Annotated in this window: 14 protein-coding genes; 4 read left to right on the forward strand and 10 right to left on the reverse strand. The window is 50.2% G+C overall.

Going from position 1 to position 19,187, the window contains the following annotated elements; all coding sequences use genetic code 11:
- Positions 1-15: 15 nt before the first annotated feature.
- Positions 16-1,374, forward strand: a complete 1,359-nt coding sequence (locus KJS94_RS14520; protein WP_214448204.1) for a RagB/SusD family nutrient uptake outer membrane protein — start codon at positions 16-18, stop codon at positions 1,372-1,374.
- A gap of 633 nt (positions 1,375-2,007) precedes the next feature.
- Here KJS94_RS14520 and KJS94_RS14525 read toward each other — a convergent pair.
- The 9 genes from KJS94_RS14525 to map all read right to left on the reverse strand — a co-directional run bounded on the left by KJS94_RS14525 (position 2,008) and on the right by map (position 10,707).
- Complete coding sequence (locus KJS94_RS14525) at positions 2,008-2,676, reverse strand: DUF6904 family protein (protein WP_214448205.1); 669 nt, start codon at positions 2,674-2,676, stop codon at positions 2,008-2,010.
- A gap of 476 nt (positions 2,677-3,152) precedes the next feature.
- Positions 3,153-4,559: an alpha/beta hydrolase gene (locus KJS94_RS14530; RefSeq protein WP_214448206.1), complete on the reverse strand. Its 1,407-nt coding sequence runs from the start codon at positions 4,557-4,559 to the stop codon at positions 3,153-3,155.
- A 470-nt stretch (positions 4,560-5,029) separates the two neighbouring features.
- Positions 5,030-5,758 carry a class I SAM-dependent DNA methyltransferase gene (locus tag KJS94_RS14535; protein ID WP_214448207.1) on the reverse strand — a complete coding sequence of 243 codons (729 nt, stop codon included), beginning with the start codon at positions 5,756-5,758 and terminating at the stop codon, positions 5,030-5,032.
- A 4-nt stretch (positions 5,759-5,762) separates the two neighbouring features.
- The gene (locus KJS94_RS14540) at positions 5,763-6,221 is read right to left on the reverse strand and encodes a TrmO family methyltransferase domain-containing protein (protein WP_214448208.1); all 459 of its coding nucleotides are present in this window, start codon (positions 6,219-6,221) and stop codon (positions 5,763-5,765) included.
- Positions 6,218-6,811 (reverse strand): GrpB family protein, encoded by a 594-nt coding sequence (locus KJS94_RS14545; protein WP_214448209.1) that lies wholly within the window; start codon positions 6,809-6,811, stop codon positions 6,218-6,220. The genes KJS94_RS14540 and KJS94_RS14545 overlap by 4 nt, the downstream gene beginning before the upstream one ends.
- 6 nt (positions 6,812-6,817) lie before the next feature.
- Positions 6,818-7,621: a hypothetical protein gene (locus tag KJS94_RS14550; protein WP_214448210.1), complete on the reverse strand. Its 804-nt coding sequence runs from the start codon at positions 7,619-7,621 to the stop codon at positions 6,818-6,820.
- Between the two features lie 67 nt (positions 7,622-7,688).
- The gene (locus tag KJS94_RS14555) at positions 7,689-8,255 is read right to left on the reverse strand and encodes a Crp/Fnr family transcriptional regulator (protein ID WP_214448211.1); all 567 of its coding nucleotides are present in this window, start codon (positions 8,253-8,255) and stop codon (positions 7,689-7,691) included.
- Between the two features lie 141 nt (positions 8,256-8,396).
- Positions 8,397-9,725, reverse strand: coding sequence for a metal-dependent hydrolase family protein (locus KJS94_RS14560; RefSeq protein WP_214448212.1), 1,329 nt, complete (start codon positions 9,723-9,725; stop codon positions 8,397-8,399).
- A 217-nt stretch (positions 9,726-9,942) separates the two neighbouring features.
- Positions 9,943-10,707, reverse strand: a complete 765-nt coding sequence (map, locus tag KJS94_RS14565; RefSeq protein WP_214448213.1) for a type I methionyl aminopeptidase — start codon at positions 10,705-10,707, stop codon at positions 9,943-9,945.
- Between the two features lie 715 nt (positions 10,708-11,422).
- Between map and KJS94_RS14570 the strand changes: the two genes are divergently transcribed.
- Both KJS94_RS14570 and KJS94_RS14575 read left to right on the forward strand, forming a co-directional pair.
- Positions 11,423-12,496 carry a sensor histidine kinase gene (locus KJS94_RS14570; protein WP_214448214.1) on the forward strand — a complete coding sequence of 358 codons (1,074 nt, stop codon included), beginning with the start codon at positions 11,423-11,425 and terminating at the stop codon, positions 12,494-12,496.
- Positions 12,486-13,205, forward strand: coding sequence for a LytR/AlgR family response regulator transcription factor (locus KJS94_RS14575; protein ID WP_214448215.1), 720 nt, complete (start codon positions 12,486-12,488; stop codon positions 13,203-13,205). The genes KJS94_RS14570 and KJS94_RS14575 overlap by 11 nt, the downstream gene beginning before the upstream one ends.
- A gap of 1 nt (position 13,206) precedes the next feature.
- Here the strand turns inward: KJS94_RS14575 and KJS94_RS14580 are convergent, their stop codons facing one another.
- Entirely contained in the window at positions 13,207-15,066 is a 1,860-nt protein-coding gene (locus KJS94_RS14580; RefSeq protein WP_214448216.1) for an alpha-amylase family glycosyl hydrolase, read from the reverse strand.
- A 1,828-nt stretch (positions 15,067-16,894) separates the two neighbouring features.
- Here KJS94_RS14580 and KJS94_RS14585 point away from each other — a divergent pair.
- A complete protein-coding gene (locus KJS94_RS14585) occupies positions 16,895-19,030 on the forward strand; it encodes a glycoside hydrolase family 97 protein (RefSeq protein WP_214448217.1) in 2,136 nt (711 codons plus the stop codon).
- The last annotated feature ends 157 nt before the right edge of the window (positions 19,031-19,187 follow it).

Consider the following 19,187-nt stretch of genomic DNA (forward strand, 5'->3'; position numbering starts at 1 on the left):
TTAAAACAGCATACCATGAACGTAAGAATTTGCATTCCCATCACTTTGATAGCCGCGCTCGCCCTGGTGGTGAGCTCCTGCCAGAAATTCCTGGAGGCCAAATCCGACAAGACACTGGTGGTACCGCGAACCATCATGGACCTCCAGGGCCTGCTCGATGATGACTACATCATGAACAGCCAGACGCCGGGCTTCTCGCAGTCCTGCGACGATGATTTTTTCATGACCCCCGACACCTACGCCGCCGTCTCCGAACTGGAGCGGCAAGTCTATACCTGGCGGGTAGAACAATACAATTTTCCCAATGACTGGGCCTCGGCTTACAATGCAGTGTACAATGCCAATTACTGCCTCGAGCAGCTAGGCAACATTGCCCTCACACCCGCCAATGAAGCAGTCTGGCGGAACGTCAAGGGTTCCGCACATTTTTACCGGGGCTATTACTTTCTCAGCCTGCTCTGGGAATTTGCGAAGGCCTACGATCCCCAGACCGCCGCAACCGATCCCGGTATCGTCCTGCGGTTGGGATCCAATTTCAACACCCCATCGGTACGTGCATCGGTGAAAGACAGCTACGAGCAGGTGATAGCCGACCTCACCAGGGCAGCCGAATACCTTCCCGACAACCCCGTTCACCCGATGCGACCATCGCGACTGGCAGCCTTCGCGGCGCTGGCCCGTTGCTACCTGTCCATGAACCGCTACGACAGTGCATATGCCTATGCAGATCGGAGTCTTGCCCTGCGCTCGGAGTTGTTGGATTACAATAGTCCGGAAGTAGATGCCGGGTCCTTCACGCCCTTCCGTCCCTTTAACAAGGAGATCATCTTCTATACCACCCAGTCCGGGAACTATTCTCCCAAGTATTTTGTGTTTGCCTACCAGGACAGCCTGCTCTATGCCAGTTACGACAACAACGACCTGCGCAAGACAGTCTTTTATTTTGAGAACGGCCCCTACCCAAGTTTCAAGGGGCACTATACCGGGGATCCCTTTCTATTCTTTAGCGGCATCACCACAGCCGAGGTACTGTTGACGAGGGCGGAAGCCCATGCGCGGCTGGGCAGGGGAGTGCAGGCCATGGCCGACCTCAACCGGTTGTTGGAGCATCGCTGGAAGGCAGGCAGTTTCACCCCACTATCAGCCGCCAACGACCAGGAGGCATTGGAGCAGGTGTTGGTGGAACGGCGCAAGGAGCTCACCATGCGCAGCCTTCGTTGGATGGACATCAAGCGCCAGAACAAACTAGGTGCCGGCATCAACCTCACCCGCAAGCTCGGCCCCGAAACCTACACCCTACCCGCCAACGACCGCCGATTCGCCCTTCCCCTTCCCCAGGACATCATCAACCAAACCGGCATGCAGCAGAACTAAATGCCATTTGCTTTTGCTAACCTCAGCGGGGTCTCATTTTTCTTTTCTACCTCATCGGGGTCTCCCGAAGGGGACCCCGATGAACCTCCACCCCTTTACCTCAGCGGGGTCTCTCGCAGAGGACCCCGATGAACCCACATTGTACTATTTGCATCAGGGTCCCCTTCGGGAGACCCTGCTGGGGAAATAGAGTGGAGACCCTGCTGGGGAAAGAAGGTGGAGACCCTGCTGGGGTAAAGAGGCATGTGCCCCCGATGCCCCCACTAGATAACTTGAAAAGCCACCCTGAGTATACAATAAGTATAGGATGACTATAGGATGAGCGAAGGATGAGTATAGGTTTAGTGCTGAAAATACCACTAAACTGTAGTTATTACCGATTTAGCTTCTCCTAAAACAGCTACACAAGTGGAAGGGATGATCCTGGAAATGTTTGGGTACGTTATCCCCCTTATGCTGGGTATTAAACGCATCGACAATTATACCTCAGCAGGGCATTTCATTACCCTAACATTTCACTTGAGTTTTCTGAAAGAGATCCAGGTGTATCGCACTTAAATACTTTTTCAGTATTCATATTGCACCAAATTTGATAGAAGGGGGTTGCTGAAATTTTATTTGGGTTGCGTATGTTTACCAGACTATATCAGGGAACTCGGAAAAACTCAAATCTTTCCAATCGCAATTATTTTCTTTTGCTGATCTTTTAACGTTGGCGATAGTTTCTTTATAGTCTTTATTCCATTCAAAGTAGAACCCGTCAATAAGTTTGGTAATTTTTCTAAACCTAATCTTGCCGGGACGTTCTGTGACAAACCTGATGTGTAAAGCCTGGTAGAGGATGAAATCAAATTCGCTATGCATATTGATCCTTTCCCCAATATATTCTTTTAATTGCACAGAACCTATTGGGTCATAATCGGTCATGGCTTTTTCGAGACAGTATTCGAGATTGTATAGGATTGCCTGTTGTAATTTATTGCTTTCCCGGTAGCCTACATACTTCCTTAGAATGTTGGTAAATACAAGGATATCTGTCCATGCTATTTGAAATCCGAGTACATAACTGATGCCTTCATTGTCATCGAGGGGCATAGATTGGGTTAGTCTCAAACCATCACCTGCTTTCCTTACTTCATAGGCTAGGTTCATCAATAATTGATGATGGGCAAACTGAATAGGATGCGATTCATCCAGCACATCCGAAATAAAATGTATGGTGCTGTGGAGGATTGATAATTCATCCTTATGGCCATAAATGGCAATACCAGTTCCGTTTTTGGTGGGATGGGCGAATAGCATAACAACAGCGAATTAAGGTAATTTATTGGAGTTTCGTTTTTTGAAATAGTCAATAGCGGTTGAAATGGAATGAGTAGTTGAATAATCAGCCGGTAGCTCTGGGTGTAAAAAACTACAGATTCTCATAGTGAAATTTACACCCCATCAGGGTCTCCCGCTGAGGTTATAAAGATTACATTGCTACTGGCTTACGTCTAAAAGCTGTTGGTGATAACACGCAACAGCGGCGCTGGGTGTAATTGCATTGCCAGAATCTTCGAAGGAAATGATTGAGAACCTCAGCGGGGTCTCCCGAAGGGGACCCCGATGTCAAATTAATAATAGCGTTATTTATTCATCAGGGTCCCTTTCAGGAGACCCTGATGGGGTAATTATAGTCAATTCTTCTTCGCGGACTTTGTGTGTTCCTTTGTGTCTCCTTCCCGCCTTAGCTTTGCTTCGGTGAGAGAGGTGTGTTACAAGAATCAGCATATTCCCTACTTGCTTATTCCCACCCCATACTCCTTCGCAAACACTTCCCAATACTCGCCTTTTCCGAAACCATTCTCCACAAAAAGCGCGATCGCACTGGTGATGATTTCTGTTGACCTGGCAAAAGAAATCTTCCCGAAATTTTTCCGGTTATAGCTGTTGTCAATACTATCCTTCATCATCGCGATATCCTGGAAATCGGAATGGTACATGCCGGGGATCTTGATGCGGATACTGGAACGGGAACGACTGGCATTATTCACAAAAGCCAGATCCCTTCGCCTTTCGCTGCGGTCTTCTTGCCAGTTCCCGATGTTCTCGCTATCCACTCCCTGGGGTTGGGTAGTGATGTACAGGATCGGTTGGGTGGGCCTGATCTCCTCGAATAAACCCGTTACATCACCATCCAGGTTGATGACCGCCCTGATCTTCTCCTGTTTGGCTGCCGCCATCAACGATGATGCCCCCGATACCGAATGCCCCATGGCGACTACGCGCTCCTTGTCCACCCGTCCATAGATTGGACTGGAAGGATCTTCTGCATATTTCAGGATGGCTTCGATACCCCTGGCCAGGTGATCGCCCATCAGGGTATAGTCGGGAATTACTTTATCGATCTTTTCCACCTTGCCATCGGGATAATAGACCAGCCTGGAAATGGGCAAGGCGGAAATACCCACCACGATATTCCCCTTACTGGCCAATGAGGCCAGCAAATAAGAATAGTCGGTTGCTAACCATCCCAATCCCGGACCAAACAAGAGTAAGGGCATGGTTTGTTGCGGGGCTTTCCCGCCAATGGCCAATCGTTGCTGGGCGGCCGCGGCCTTCGAACCAATCGTGGGACCAGCTTTCCGCTGGGTGAAGGCCAGGTGTGCTTCCTGCCATTCCTTTATGGGTAGCACATCCTGTAAGGCAGTACTGTCGGTCGTTACGGGAAGGTAGAGGAATGCTGACAAGGCATTTGGTGAACCCGGCTCACCCAATCTTATCCAGTGTCGGGCTACGGTATATTTATCCTTGATATAGTCAAAGCGATGGGGTTCGATAGTGGTAAGGGAATAAGATGCATTGAATGAGTCTTCTTCCTGCCAGGGTTGGGTATAGGTCAGATAGGCGCTGCCTAGGACCAGCATCACAATTCCTGATAGTATATATGCTTTCATCTTTTTCATATGGATGGGTCTCCAATGGGGCTTACTGCAATATTGAAAGAATTGGGGAAGCTTTCGCTGCATGATGGGTGCAGGGGAAGGGGCATTTTGATTAACGGTTGAAAGGAAGGATAATTTGTAAGAGAAAAGGAAGTAACGCAAAGTCCGCGAAGAACCGCGAAGAACGCGAAGACTTGTTTGACTTAATGCCCCATCAGGGTTCTCTTTGACCTCGCCCGCTGAGGTGTAAGATTTCATTGGCGCAGCCAATGCTTTGCGTTCGTTAACCCCAGCGGGGTCTCCCGAAGGGGACCCCGATATATAAAAGGCGAAATATCTATCCATCCACCAGCTAAGCTCATCTTCCAACTACCCGTTGGTCATCAAACACAACGGGGGCGATGGGGGATAGTACATCTCATCAAGCCAGCGGGCGTGGTCGCAAAGGACTCCCGATGAATTTCTCTCCTACTATTCATCAGGGTCCCCTCCGGGAGACCCTGATGGGGTGAAAAAAACCTTCATTGGCGTAGCCAATGCTTTGCGTTCTCAAAAACCTCTCAATAGTTAATCCTTCTTTGCGGACTTTGCGTGTTTCTTTGCGGACTTTGCGTTACAATTGGAAACCTTCATTGGCGTAGCCAATGTATTGTGTGCTTGAAACCCCATCAAATGGTTATTACCTACTTCCCTCCTTCGCTTCGGCGGGCGCGATGCGTTACAAAAATCTATCCCTTCTTCCCCACAATATTGATCACCTGCTGCTGCCGCTCGAACCAGGCCACCGAAAAACCTTCCTTCTCCAGCAGGTAAATAACATCCGTTGGTAACAACCGTAATTTCTCGTAACTACTCACCCTTAACTCCCAGCCCTTCTCCGTCCGCAGGTGCAGGAGATCGGTCACCGTAACCTTCCTTTCCCCATAAGACAGAAAACAGGTAAGGATGCGTTCATCATCCTGCCTGACCGGGATGAACCGGTCCGTGCCGGTCAGGGGATAGGCATAATCCCGAAAGGACAGGACAAGGCTTCCCTTTTCACTCAAAGCCTCATACGCATCTGCGATCAATTGCCTCACCTCCTCCATCGATCCCAGGTGGGTAAGGGTATCACCACAACAACTGATCAGCTCCGGTGTCCTTTGTAGTTGTTTCCTGAAGTCCAGGATATTGGCCTCAATGGTAGCGATGGGCAGCCCCTTTGCCATGGAGCGGAGTTCCGCCAGGAGTGGTTCACAAAAATCGAAGGCCATCACATCAAACCCCATCCTTGCCAGCTCGATGCTTTGCAGGCCATTGCCGGCACCCAGGTCAAGGGCCAGCCTGGTGGAAGCAGGATAGATGGCATTAAGGTTCAGCAAGAGCCGGAATGCCGATTGCCTGGTCTCGGTATTGCCCAGCATCCAGCCATAATGATCCGCCAGGTGCTGGTCGTAATGCGCTTTTACCGTATTCATGGTATTACCAATAGTGTTGCATGAGATGATCGACCCATTCGGGTTGACGAATGGATTTGCTTGGTTCAAACTGTCGGAAGACGGGTTTGATATCAATGATGGGACTGCCATCAATGCCATCAAAATTCCTTACCCAGATCTTCCGGCCAGATTTTTTAATGAGCTCTACAGTGCAGAGCCCAAGGCTATTCGGCCGGTCCTTTTTCCTTTGCGCGAAGATGCCCACAAAGGGATAGTCCGGATCCTCCCTCGGGTGGCCTGCCCAGATACGATCCTTTTGATTGGCCAGGTGGAAGCAATAAATGATCTCGAGATGGGAGAAGTCTTCGATCCTGGCCAGGGAACAGGCAGGCACTTCAGAATCCAGTTCAATGACGGTGACGATCTCACCCCAATGGTCATCCGAAGGTCGGGTTCTAACGTTGGTGGCATAGGCGATCGGCTTGATCCTGTAATGACTCATAGCTTCCCGTTTTGTTGCTGTGCAAGCCACCATTGCAAGGCCAGCGCTTCCTTTTCCTTGATGAATGCAGTCTTGGCTTCATTGAAGGCAAAGGCATCGGGCCAATCACGCTGGCTGAGTTCCAGCTTCAGGTCCTGGTATTGCTGCTTCACGTCGGGATGGTTCCGGAGGTATTCACGGAAGGCCAGGTGCCTTTCCCAGAACGCACCTCGGTAGCCGACGATATGGATATGCGCCAGCTTGTGGAGATTGATGGTGTCATCAATTGCTGCGGCATCGTCAATGATGGCAGGATAGCCTTTATCCTCCTTCATCCGGATGAAGAATCTTCGTTCAGGCATGGCCGTTGTAAAGGCCCGGATATAGATATACGGATGGTTGATGAGCCGGATGACCGTTTCCTCAGGTTCTACATGGGCAAGTCCTACCAGGATATCGATCGTGGGTTTGGCGGAAAGCCCTTCCACACTGGTGCTGCCTATATGTTCAATATGGGGATCCAATCCCGACAGTAATTGTTGCAGCTCTGCTTCCAGTTCCTTGTAGCGCTGCTTCCATTGGGGATGGTAGGGTTCTACACTAACTCTCATGACGTTTTAATCTTTGTAGGAATAATGAAGGGTATCCCTTGATATGGGGTTGTTTTGGAAGTAGATGGTTTCCCTTCTTTGGGTGCGCCTGTTGTTGTCGTGTTCATATTCGAAAACATGGCGCTGCAGCAAATCACCAGCGGCGCTATAGGTGCGCATCTCGAGTGGCTCATTGCGGAAGGTGGAACCATTCCAGTCCAGGATCAAAGGTAGCTGGAAATTCAGGTCGGGATGAAGGAGGTCGAAGGCTGAAAGGTGATTGGGTTGATCAGCATAAGGCCCAAACTCGATCCGCCCGTAAGGTTTCCATTCGTCTTCCCAATGGGTCAGCAGGTGGATCCGGGCCAGGTTCCCATCGGGATCATAGCTGTACACATATTTGTTTTCTTCCCGCCTCTGGTTGCCTTGATAGCTGTAATTGATGTGCTGCATCAGCTTGCCGCCTTCATAAAACAGTTCATCGTAGAACAGTTGCTCTCCGCCTTGATAGCTGGTCGTGATGGCCACTATGCCTGGCAGTCGTTCTTCCACCTGGTAGATGACGGTCCCGATCCTTACTTGGCGGACTTGTTGTGCTGTTCCATGATCATATTCATGCACCAGGAGCAGGTTGGAGAGCTTATCTAGTTGCTGCACATGGGCCAGTTGGCCTTCTTCATCATAGACCAACCGTTGCAGGGTTGAATTATTTTCAATTGCCTCGACCAACCTGGCGGGACCAGGTGCGGGGGGACGGCTGCCTGTTTTGTCACAGGCAACAGTGGTGAAGAGGATAAGGAAGAACAGGATAGGTTTACACAATTGTTGCATGTTCTGAATTTTAGCCAACAAAATTGCGCTGGTAAAAGCTACAGCCGAATTGATAAATATCAAGAACTTATTTGCTGTGCTTGCTGCGGAAGCGGCTCAGGGTTTCGGGGGTAATGCCCAGGTAGGAAGCGATATGTTTGCCTTCCACATAATTGAAGATGGAAGGTTTTTCTTCCAGCAGCTTAAGGTAGCGTTCTTCGGCATTGAGCTGGAGGTGTTCCAGGATCCGGTTCTCGGCGGAGAGCAGGCATTTGGCCGTGAATAGTTTTTCGATGCTGGTCCATCTTGGCAGCAGTTCCCTGATAGTGCTGAGGTCCTGCTTTAGCAGGGTATAGATCTGGCAATCGGTAACGGTTTCGATGGTCCATCGCGAGGCCGTTTCGAAATTGACGCCGGAAACATCGGAGATGAAGTTGCCGGCTGTGCCGATGAATTTCGTGATCTCTTTGTCCTTTGCGATAAAGTATTCCCGGGTAATACCTTCCTTGATAAAACCGATGCGGTCCACCGCTTTGCCTTCCCGCAGGAAGTAGCTGCTCCTGGGATAATCCAGGAGTTGGAAGAAGGGCAGTACAACTGCCAATTCTTCATTGGTGAGTCCGAAGTGGTTGAGGAGTGCGGTGGATATTTGCATGTAGAAAGATAGAATCCTGGTGGAGTGCAAAGGTAAGAGGAAGAAGTAACGCAAAGTCCGCGAAGGTGACGCAGAGAACGCAAAGTGATTACAAGCTTTGCGTTCTTTGCGTGTTCTCTGCGTTCTTTGCGTTATTAAAAATTACTTCCCCAAAATATTCTTCACGATCACCCCATTCTTCATGATCACCACAAACTTATCAGCAGGCGATGCAATGAGTTTCAGGTCTTGCAATGGATTGCCATCCACCAGCAACAGGTCCGCCATAGCGCCTTTTTCTACTACACCCAACTTGCCGGGATAGGGACTTCTCAAGCCCGACAGTTGCAGCAACTGCGCATTATCATGCGTGACCATCTTTAGTATCTCCGCATTCGTGAACCATTTCTGCAACCGGAGGATATAAGCATTCTGTTGTTCATTCAATTCAGGTTCGAAGAGGAAATCGGTTCCCCATGCCAGTTTCACCTTCAGCCGCTTGGCCATGGGCCAGACCTTCGACTGTCCTTCGATTACCGGCTTACGCTTCACCCTGCGCAGGGAATCCATATCAGGGGTATCTTCTACCAGGTTCTGCAGGCTCAGCCAGACCCTCTTCTGCGCCATCAATTGCAGGGTGGGTTCATCCAGTAATTGTCCATGCTCCACGCATTTCACACCGGCCTCGATCGCCCTTCTCACCGCCCTTGGCGTATAGGCATGGACGGTAACATAAGTGCCCCAGTCTTCCGCGGCCTCCACCGCAGCCTTCATCTCATCGAGGGTGTATTGCGTTACGTCAACGGGATCATAAGCAGAAGAAGTGCCGCCTCCGGCCATCAGTTTGATCTGGCTGGCACCGAAGCGCAGGTTCTCGCGGACAGCAGTCAGTACTTCGTCACGGCCATCGGCAATGAAGGTAGCGCCATAGGTCTCTGCCCTGGATGGGGTGCCGAAGAATCGCCTTGATTTTTCCGCAGGTGTCCTGAAATCGCCATGGCCTGCTGTCTGGCTCACCACTGCACCGGAAGGCCATACCCTTGGGCCTTTGACCTTACCGGCATCAATAGCCGCTTTCAAGGGGAAGATAGGGCCGCCTACATCCCGCACACTGGTGAAGCCGCGTAGCAACATGCGTTCCGCGGAACTACCTACTTTTTGCATCAGCTGGCTTTCCGAAAAATCGGGCGACATCATTTCCTGCATGGTCAGTGCGCCAAAGGTCAGGTGGACATGCACATCGATCAATCCGGGCATGAGGGTCTTGCCGGAACCATTGATGCGGATGGTGTTGGCGTCGATAGTGATGGGTGAGCGACTGATCTCCCTGATGATATTGTTGCTGACCAGGACATTCATGGGCTCGGATAAAAGCATAGACTTGCCATCGAATACCCTTACATTTTCAAATAATACCTGGTTGGACTCTTGTGACCTGGCAACTGAAAGACAGGTGAGGAAGGAGAGGCTGAGAAGGATGAGGCGTACCATAAGCGGTATGGTTGGGGATAAGTTTGGTTGACCCTTTAAGTTAGGGTATTTTACATAGGGGATAAGGTTTGGTTGAAGGGGTGGTTGAAAAAATCATTGGTTACCATTATTGAGAAGAAGTAACGCAAAGTTCCCAAAGGACCGCAAAGGGTTTATTCCCTTTGCGGTCTCTGCGTGTTCTCTGCGGACTTTGCGTTACTAAAACTCCTCCTATTCCTTAATTAAAAATCCCATTACCCTCCGTCAACAACACCGGCGCGCCATCCGTGATGATGATGGTGTGCTCATGCTGCGCCATATAACCACCCTTATCACCCACCAGTGTCCATCCATCACTCAGGGTATCGGCATAGGAGGAAGCAGTAGAGATGAAGGTCTCGATCGCCACCACTGAATTCTTCCTGAATCTTCTCTTATCGAACTTGTTCCGGTAATTGAGCAGTTCATCGGGTTGCTCATGCAAGGCACGGCCAATACCGTGGCCGCCCAGGTTCTTGATCACTTTGTACCCTTTCTTTTTTGCTTCGGTTTCCATCAGTAGCCCGATGTCCGCGATCCTTACCCCGCCTTTGATCTGGCTGAGAGTGGTCCGCAGGATGGCCCTGGAAGCTTCCACCAGGTCACTGTGACCATGAAGGTCTGTGCCCAACACAAAAGATGCCCCATTATCAGCCCAATAACCATTAAGCTCCGCCGATACATCAATATTGATGAGGTCGCCTTCCTGCAGGATGGTCTTGCTGGAAGGGATACCATGACAGAATTCCTTGTTCACGCTGATGCAACTCCAGCCCGGAAAGCCGTAAGCGAGGTTGGGTGCGGATCTTGCGCCCAGTTTCGTTAACAGGCTGCCGCCATAATCGTCCAATTCCTTGGTCGACATGCCCGGCGCGGCATAGCGCATCATCTCTTTCAGGGTGAACGCAACGGCTTCACTCACTTTTTGCATTCCCAGTAACTCTGCAGTGGTAGATATTGACATGGATAAGTTTTAAACACCCAATAAGTTATGGTGGCCTTAGATTAATTGTGGACCCTGGAGTTCATGATCTCAAGGCTGTTTTCATGATCAGCAAGGTGTAGAGGTTTACAGGGTGCAAAATTAGTTAATTAGGGCTTTTGTAATGGGTTTGCCTTTGTTATTGGAAAAATATTAAGAACTCTTGGGTATTAGCCACGAAGACTCGAAGACTCGAAGTTTTAAACCCCATCAGGGTCTCCCGGAGGGGACCCTGATGAATAGTAGGAGAGAAATTCATCGGGAGTCCTTTGCACCACGCCTGCTGGCGTAATGAGATGTACTATCCCCCCAAACCCCCGTTGTGGCCTATGACCAACGGGTAGTTGGAAGATGAGCTTAGCTGGCGGATGTATAAATATTTCACCTTTTATACATCGGGGTCCCCTTCGGCCGCGCCCGCTGGGGTTAAATTAGGGCTTTTGTACTGGTTTTGCCTTGGGTATTGGGTAAATATTAAGAACTATTGGGTATTGGCCACGAAGACTCGAAGGCACGAAGTTTCACTAAGGCGGCTTGATGTTCCTTTGAGTCTTAGTGTCTTCGTGGCCCCATTAACAACCAAGCCATTCCTTACCCACCTGCTGTTTATCCTTTGATTTTCGTCGTTTGTATAAACTGGTTTCTGCCCCAGCCCGCAAAACCCATTTTAGGGTATTTTAGCTGCATTTTCGAAAGGATGTCATTTCAACCGCCTGCTTTCCAGTTCAACAAAACAGCCGCATACGTCAGGTATTGGGTGGCCTATGTATTGCTGTTTGGCATCATCCAGGGTTTCCCAACGGGTGATATCGGCACGGCCTTGCTGAATGAGTTGATCAGCCTGCCGCCAAAACTGTTTTTCGTTACCCTGGTGATGGAATGGCTCGTGAACAGGTACCTGTTGCAGCGCCGCTTCATTGCTTTTACACTTATTTATGTCTTCCTGATCACGGCTGCCGCTATCCTCCAGCGCTTGATCGATAACTACATTATCCTGGAATATGTCCTTGTCAACTGGAAGAAGGATGACCTCTTCCATATGCCTACCTTGCTGTACACGATCATCAAGTTGCAGTTCGTGGTGACCGTTCCCCTGGCCTTCCTGCTCTTCTATTATTGGATGGAAGAAAAGAATACGGTCCAGCGCGTACAGGCAGAGAAAATGGAAGCGGAATTAAGGTTCCTCAAGAGCCAGTTCCACCCGCATTTTATTTTCAATGTCCTGAATAACCTTTATTCCAGCGTCTTGCAACAATCTCCCGATGCGCCGCGCATGATCATGAAGTTTGCTTCCCTGCTTCGCTATTCCCTCTATGAAAGCGAGCGCCCGTCCATTGCGCTGGAACAGGAATTGCAATACATCAGGGATTATATGGAACTCCAGTTATACCGGCTGGGCAATAGGGTGGAACTTAGTTTTCATGTGGAGGGCGATACCAGAAACATGAATATCATCCCTTTCATCCTGGTGCCTTTTGTGGAGAACAGTTTCAAGCATTTTGGCAGTACAGATCGATCGTTACCCTGGATCACGATCTATGTGGAAGTGAAGGATGGGGAGCTTACCTTTAAGATCGAGAATTCGATGGGACAGAAAGTGCCTGAAAGCCAGCAATATGCTGAACCGGCGATGGGTCAGGGCCTGGGACTTGATAATGTGAGGCGGCGACTGGAGCTGGTCTATCCGCGGCAGCACAGCCTTAAGATCAATGCCGGTGAGGAGCGTTTCTTTGTTTGCCTGAAATTAAAGCCCGATCTGCATGAATCCTAAAGCAACATGCATCATCATAGAAGATGAACAACCGGCAGCGGAACTCCTTGAGTTGTATATCAGCCGGCTCGACCAGCTGGAACTGGTAGCGAGTTTTTCTACTGCCTCAGAAGCCTTGGCCTACCTGGCATCCGCAAAGGTTGACCTCATCATTAGCGATATTAACCTCCCCGGGTTTTCAGGTGTTAGTCTTATCAGGTCATTGGCTGATCCGCCTGCTGTCATCTTTACTACGGCCTATCCGCAATATGCGGTGGATGGCTTCGACCTGGAGGCAGTCGATTACCTGTTGAAACCCATCGCATTCGACCGCTTCCTTCGTGCCATCAACCGATTCTTCAGGACCCGTCAACCCGTGGAAGCCTCTCCTGAAACTTTGGCCGCAGCCGCAGGTAATCCTTTCATCTTCATCAAAAGCGAGAAGAAAATGGTGAAGGTCTTCCTCGATGATATTTTCTATTGCGAAGCGCAAAAGAATTACCTGCTGGTCAATACGGCTAAAGGGCAGTTCCTGACTTATTCTTCCATTTCCGATATGGAAGAGCGGCTCCCGGCGACCAAATTCCTCCGGGTCCACCGGTCCTTTATCATTGCCCTGGATAAGATCGACAGCTATACGCCGTCTTATGTGGAGATCAACAAGACCAATATTCCTATCGGTCGCCATTATGCGCAAACGGCCAGCCAGGCCATCCAGCGTATGCGCTAACTTATCTTGATAGTTCAAGCACCCACATCTTCATGGCCGGTATTTCTGCCGCTTGGTCAAGTGCCAGTTTTTCATTGGTGATCACATTGGTCGCCTGTTGGAACCCATTCACCCTTTCCGTGTACTTGCGGAAATCGATCGCCTGTTTGTGCTCACTGGTATTCATGATGCACATAACGGTCTGGTTATCGTCATAGCGGAAGTAAGCATATACGCCGTTTTCGGGGACATAATGCATCATCTTTCCCTTCTTCAGCGCACTCGACCCGAGCCGGTACCTTCCCAGTTGTTGCACCAGTTGCTGCACCCTGCGCTCATCTGCATTGAGTCCTTCACCGGTAAAGGCATTCTTTTTATCACCTTCCCACCCGCCCGGGAAATCCTGGCGCAACCATCCATCGGGATTGTTCAGTCCCTTCATCAACACTTCAGAACCATAATACATCTGGGGAATGCCCCTGCAGGTGAGCAACCACTGGAAGGCGATCTCATGCTTGCGGACATCCTCCTTTACTTCGGAGAAGAACCGGTTGTCGTCATGGCTGTCCAGCAGCAGCACATTGTTCATGGGGTTCTTGTACACCATGTCCTGGCTCAGGGTATTGTAGAGTTTATACACGCCGCTCATCCAGCCCACCGGCTCCATCAGGGCGGGGATAATGCCGTTCTGCAGGCATTGGAAATCCAGGGTTCCCGGCATATTGCTTTTAAAAGGAAGGTCCAGGTTGTTTTGCGTATAGTAAGCCTGGTTGAGTACACCATTCACCTTTGATTCGCCGAACAAGGTGAGCCTGGGAAATTCCCTGAGCAATTGTTCATTGCAGGCATTGCTGAATACAGGGTCATTATAGGTATAGGTATCCACGCGGATGGCATCAACCCCAAATTTTTCAACATACCAGATCAGGTGTTGGGTTAAGAATGTAGCCATAAAGGGGTTGGAGTGATTGAAGTCAGGCATTTCCTTAACAAACCAGCCATTCACCATTTTCTTATGTTCGGAGGGAGCCGCATAGGGATCGAAAAGCGTTTGTTCCCTGCTGTTGGTTTGCGTGAAGGCGGGCCATTGGTGCAGCCAGTCCGGTGCCGGAGGATCCTGTGCCAGGAAATGATAGAGGCCCATATGGTTGTACACGGCATCCAGGATGAGCTTCATGTTGTGTTTGCGCAGGCTGTCGCCCAGCTTTAGGTATCCGGCTTCACCACCAAACCTGGGATCGATGGTGTAATGATCGGTGATGGCATAGCCATGTTCTGTACGGTTGGGCATATTGTTTTCCTGCACCGGCAAGAGCCAGAGTGCGGTCACACCCAATGACCGGAAATAATCCAGGTGGTTGATGATGCCCTGGAAATCGCCGCCATGGCGATGGTAAATGGAGTCGCGGTTCAGCGACTGGTCGCGCATGCCCGGGATGCGGTCGTTGGCAGGGTCACCATTGGCAAACCGGTCGGTGATCAGCAGGCTGATGAAATCTTCAGAACCCACCCCTCGCGCATAATCCTTTCCATTGCCACCCCTGCGGTTGTGGAGTGGCCATTGAATGGTGAGGGACTTGCCCTTACTATTCAGGGTAATGGGCACATTCCCTGCTTTGGCGCCTGGTTCAATTACCAGGTCGAGCAAAAGGTAATGGGGATTGGGCGTACGATGGAGTTTCTCCACTCGTACACCGGGGTACTGAAGGCTGACCTTTTGAATGTCGATGGATGCACCGGTATTCCGGATCATCAGTTGAACCCGGTTGGTGGTCATGCCCACCCACCAGTTGGTAGGATAGCAGGAAAAGGACTGAGCATGTGCTGGACTTAGAAAGCAGCACCATAGCAAAGCAATAGCAAGACTTGATAAGATTCGCATGGCAAAAAATTTTCAATGGGCAACCAAGCTATAGGAAGAATATCACCTGGACCAAACCTTATACAGACAACAGGATTATAGGGATAAAATAAGCGGGAATCCTTCCGAACTACATTACAATAATAGGCGAGGGGTGATCAGAGGAATAGTACAAACTATCATCTCACTCCTGATGAATAGCAGGGTAGAAGGTCATCGGGGTCCTCTAGGACCGCGCCCGCTGAGGTTTGGGGTGTAAGTTTCTCACCTCATCAGGGTCTCCCGCAGGGGACCCTGATGAATAGCGGGGTAGAGGGTCATCGGGGTCCTCTAGGACCGCGCCCGCTGGGGTTTGGGGTGTAATTTTCTCACCTCAGCAGGGTCTCCCGCAGGGGACCCTGATGAATAGCGGGGTAGAGGGTCATCGGGGTCCTCTCGGACCGCGCCCGCTGAGGTTTGGGGTGTAAGTTTCTCACCTCAGCAGGGTCTCCCGCAGGGGACCCTGATGAATGGTAGGATGGAGATCAATCGGGGACTCTCGAAGAGAAGTCCTATGTGGTGATAATATGTAATAGCCCCCGTCGCCCCCGTTGTGTCTTATGACCAACGGGTAGTTGGAAGATTAGCTTAACTGTTGGATGCATAAATATTTCGCTTTTTATACATCGGGGTCCCCTTCGGGAGACCCCGCTGGGGTAAAAATAAATGTGGGTACACATTTTCACCTCAGCAGGGTCTCCCGCAGGGGACCCTGATGAATGGTAGGATGGAGATCAATCGGGGACTCTCGAAGAGAAATCCTATGTGGTGATAATATGTAATAGCCCCCGTCGCCCCCGTTGTGTCTTATGACCAACGGGTAGTTGAAAGATTAGCTTAGCTGTTGGATGCATAAATATTTCGCCTTTTATACATCGGGGTCCCCTTCGGGAGACCCCGCTGGGGTAAAAATAAATGTGGGTACACCTTTTCTCACCTCAGCAGGGTCTCCCGAAGGGGACCCTGATGAATAGCGGGGTAGAGGGTCATCGGGGGTCCTCTAGGAGAGACCCCGCTGAGGTTTGGGGTGTAAGTTTCTCACCTCAGCAGGGTCTCCCGTAGGGGACCCTGATGAATGGTAGGATGGAGATCCATCGCGGACTCTCGAAGAGAAATCCTATGTGGTGATAATATGTAATAGCCCCCGTTGTGTCTTATGACCAACGGGTAGTTGGAAGATTAGCTTAACTGTTGGATGCATAAATATTTCGCCTTTTATACATCGGGGTCCCCTTCGGGAGACCCCGCTGGGGTAAAAATAAATGTGGGTACACATTTTCACCTCAGCAGGGTCTCCCGCAGGGGACCCTGATGAATGTAGGATGGAGATCAATCGGGGACTCTCGAAGAGAAATCCTATGTGGTGATAATATGTAATAGCCCCCGTTGTGTCTTATGACCAACGGGTAGTTGGAAGATTAGCTTAACTGTTGGATGCATAAATATTTCGCCTTTTATACATCGGGGTCCCCTTCGGGAGACCCCGCTGGGGTTAGAGGGGATAATCCGAGGATTATTATTAGCAATCATTAATGACTGTTGCTATTAGTATAAGGATCACAGTTGTCTGTATAATCGGATGGGCTGTTGAATGCATTAGTTTATTCGGCTTTTTGCAACGGGGTCCCCTTCGGAAGTCCTCACTGGGGCTCAAAATTCTTGTTCTATCGGGGTTCTGTTCGTGAGATTCCTTTTTGGTAGAAAATAAATTGCCCCAGCAATGCATTTCCCGCCCTTCCCAACCTTTGCGTATATTTGACGCAAAGGTTGGTTTTTTCCGGCCCTTCATTGTCCTATTAATATTGTTTGCATGAAACGATTATTCAGTATTTGCCTGGCGCTGATGGTGGCGCCCATTCTTTTTGCACAGACCATCCAATCGCCCGATGGTGCGCTGGAACTGCAGTTCAGCCTGGGCGATAGCATCCCGCAGTACCAGCTGCGGTTCAAGGGTAAGGAATTGATCAGGCCCTCCCGACTGGGTTTGGAACTCTTCGATGCGCCCTCCCTTACCGGTGGCTTTTTCGCGAAGAACCAACAGACCAACTCCTTCCAGGAAAGCTGGAACCCGGTGATGGGCGAAGTGAAGACCATCCTCAACCACTATAATGAACTGGCCATAACCCTTCGCCAGCCTTCCACGCAGCGCGAGATCCTGGTGCGTTTCCGCCTCTTCAATGATGGGTTGGGTTTCCGTTATGAGTTCCCCCAGCAGCCCAACCTGAACTATTTCGTGATCAGGGAAGAAGCTACCCAGTTCGCCTTGAATGGTGACCATAAGGCCTGGTGGATCGCCGGTGATTACGATACGGAAGAATACAAGTACACGACTTCCAACCTTTCTGAAGTACCTGCCCTCTTCGACAAGAGCTATGAAGGCAATGCGTCCCAAACCATTGTGCCCATGGCCCTACAGACCCCCTTGATGCTGAAGCGTCCGGATGGTGTGTACCTCAATATCCACGAAGCAGCATTGGTTGGTTATTCAGCCATGAATGTGGAACTGGATCCAAAGAGCTTCCAGTTGAAGGCCCATCTCACGCCCGATGCGCAAGGCAGGAAGGGCTATATCCAGACCCCATTCCATACGCCCTGGCGCACAATTGTAGTAGCGGAGAAGGCAGAGCAGGTCCTGGCTTCCAAGCTGATCCTGAACCTTAATGAACCGAGCAAGATCGCCAATACGGACTGGATCAAGCCGGTGAAATATATCGGGGTGTGGTGGCAGATGTTCTGCCCTGGACAAGGCAGCTGGAGTTATACCGATATCGATAATGTTCGGTTAGGCGTTACCGATTACAAGAAGCTGACCCCGAACAAGACGCATGGTGCCAATAATACCAATGTGAAAAAGTATATCGATTTTGCAGCGAAGCATGGTTTCGATGGGGTGCTGGTGGAAGGCTGGAACGAAGGCTGGGAAGACTGGTTCGGCAAGTCGAAGGAAGATGTCTTCGATTTTGTGACCCCTTATCCTGATTTTGATGTGAAGATGCTGACGGATTATGCCCGTTCCAAAGGCGTAAGGCTGATTATGCACCATGAGACCTCAGGTGCCGCCACCAATTACGAGCGTTGGATGGATACTGCCTTCCGATTCATGGTGAACCATGGCTACAATGCAGTGAAGACCGGTTATGTAGGCAATATCATTCCCCGCGGTGAGCACCATTACAGCCAGTGGATGATCAACCACTACAACCGGGTGATCCAGAAAGCCGCCCAATATGGTATCATGGTGAACTCACATGAGTCAGTGCACCCAACCGGCCTGCACCGTACCTGGCCCAATGCCATTGCAGCGGAAGCCGCTCGTGGAACAGAATACGAGAGCTTTGGCGGGAATAATCCAGACCATACCACTATCCTTCCCTTCACGCGACTGATGGGAGGGCCGATGGATTACACACCGGGTATCTTCCAGACCCGACTGGATTATTACCAGCCCGGTGATTCGCGTTATGTTACTTCTACCCTGGTGAAGCAACTGGCACTTTATGTGACCATGTACAGTCCATTGCAAATGGCTGCCGATATGATCGAGAACTATGAGCGCTTCCCCGATGCCTTCCAGTTCATCAAGGATGTAGCCGTTGATTGGGATGATACCAAGATCCTGTCGGCCGAGCCGGGTGATTACATCACCATTGCCCGCAAGGCCAAGGGCAAGGAAGAATGGTTTGTGGGTGGCATCACCGATGAGAACCCAAGGGTGACCACCATCGATTTCAGTTTCCTGGATGCCGATGATTATTATGTGGCCACCATCTACGAAGATGGGAAGAACGCGCATTATATCACCAATCCCCAGCAGTACAATATTTACAAGGTGCTGGTGAACAAAAAATCAAAACTGAAGCAGCAACTGGCCGCCAGTGGTGGTGTCGCCATCAGCCTGAAGAAGGCAGATAAGGAAGAGTTGAAGAAGCTGAAGAAGTTGAAGTGATTAAAGGGTAATAGAATTAAAATGCCGGGATGATTTCCCGGCATTTTTGTTTTAAGAAATTGATAACGCACCTTGCCCGCCGTAGCGCTGCGAAGGAGGGATGGCCATGTAATGACCGCAATGAATGGGTCCCCTTTGCGTTCTCCGCGGTTCTTTG

Source organism: Flavihumibacter rivuli (genome assembly GCF_018595685.2).
Classification (GTDB): domain Bacteria; phylum Bacteroidota; class Bacteroidia; order Chitinophagales; family Chitinophagaceae; genus Flavihumibacter; species Flavihumibacter rivuli.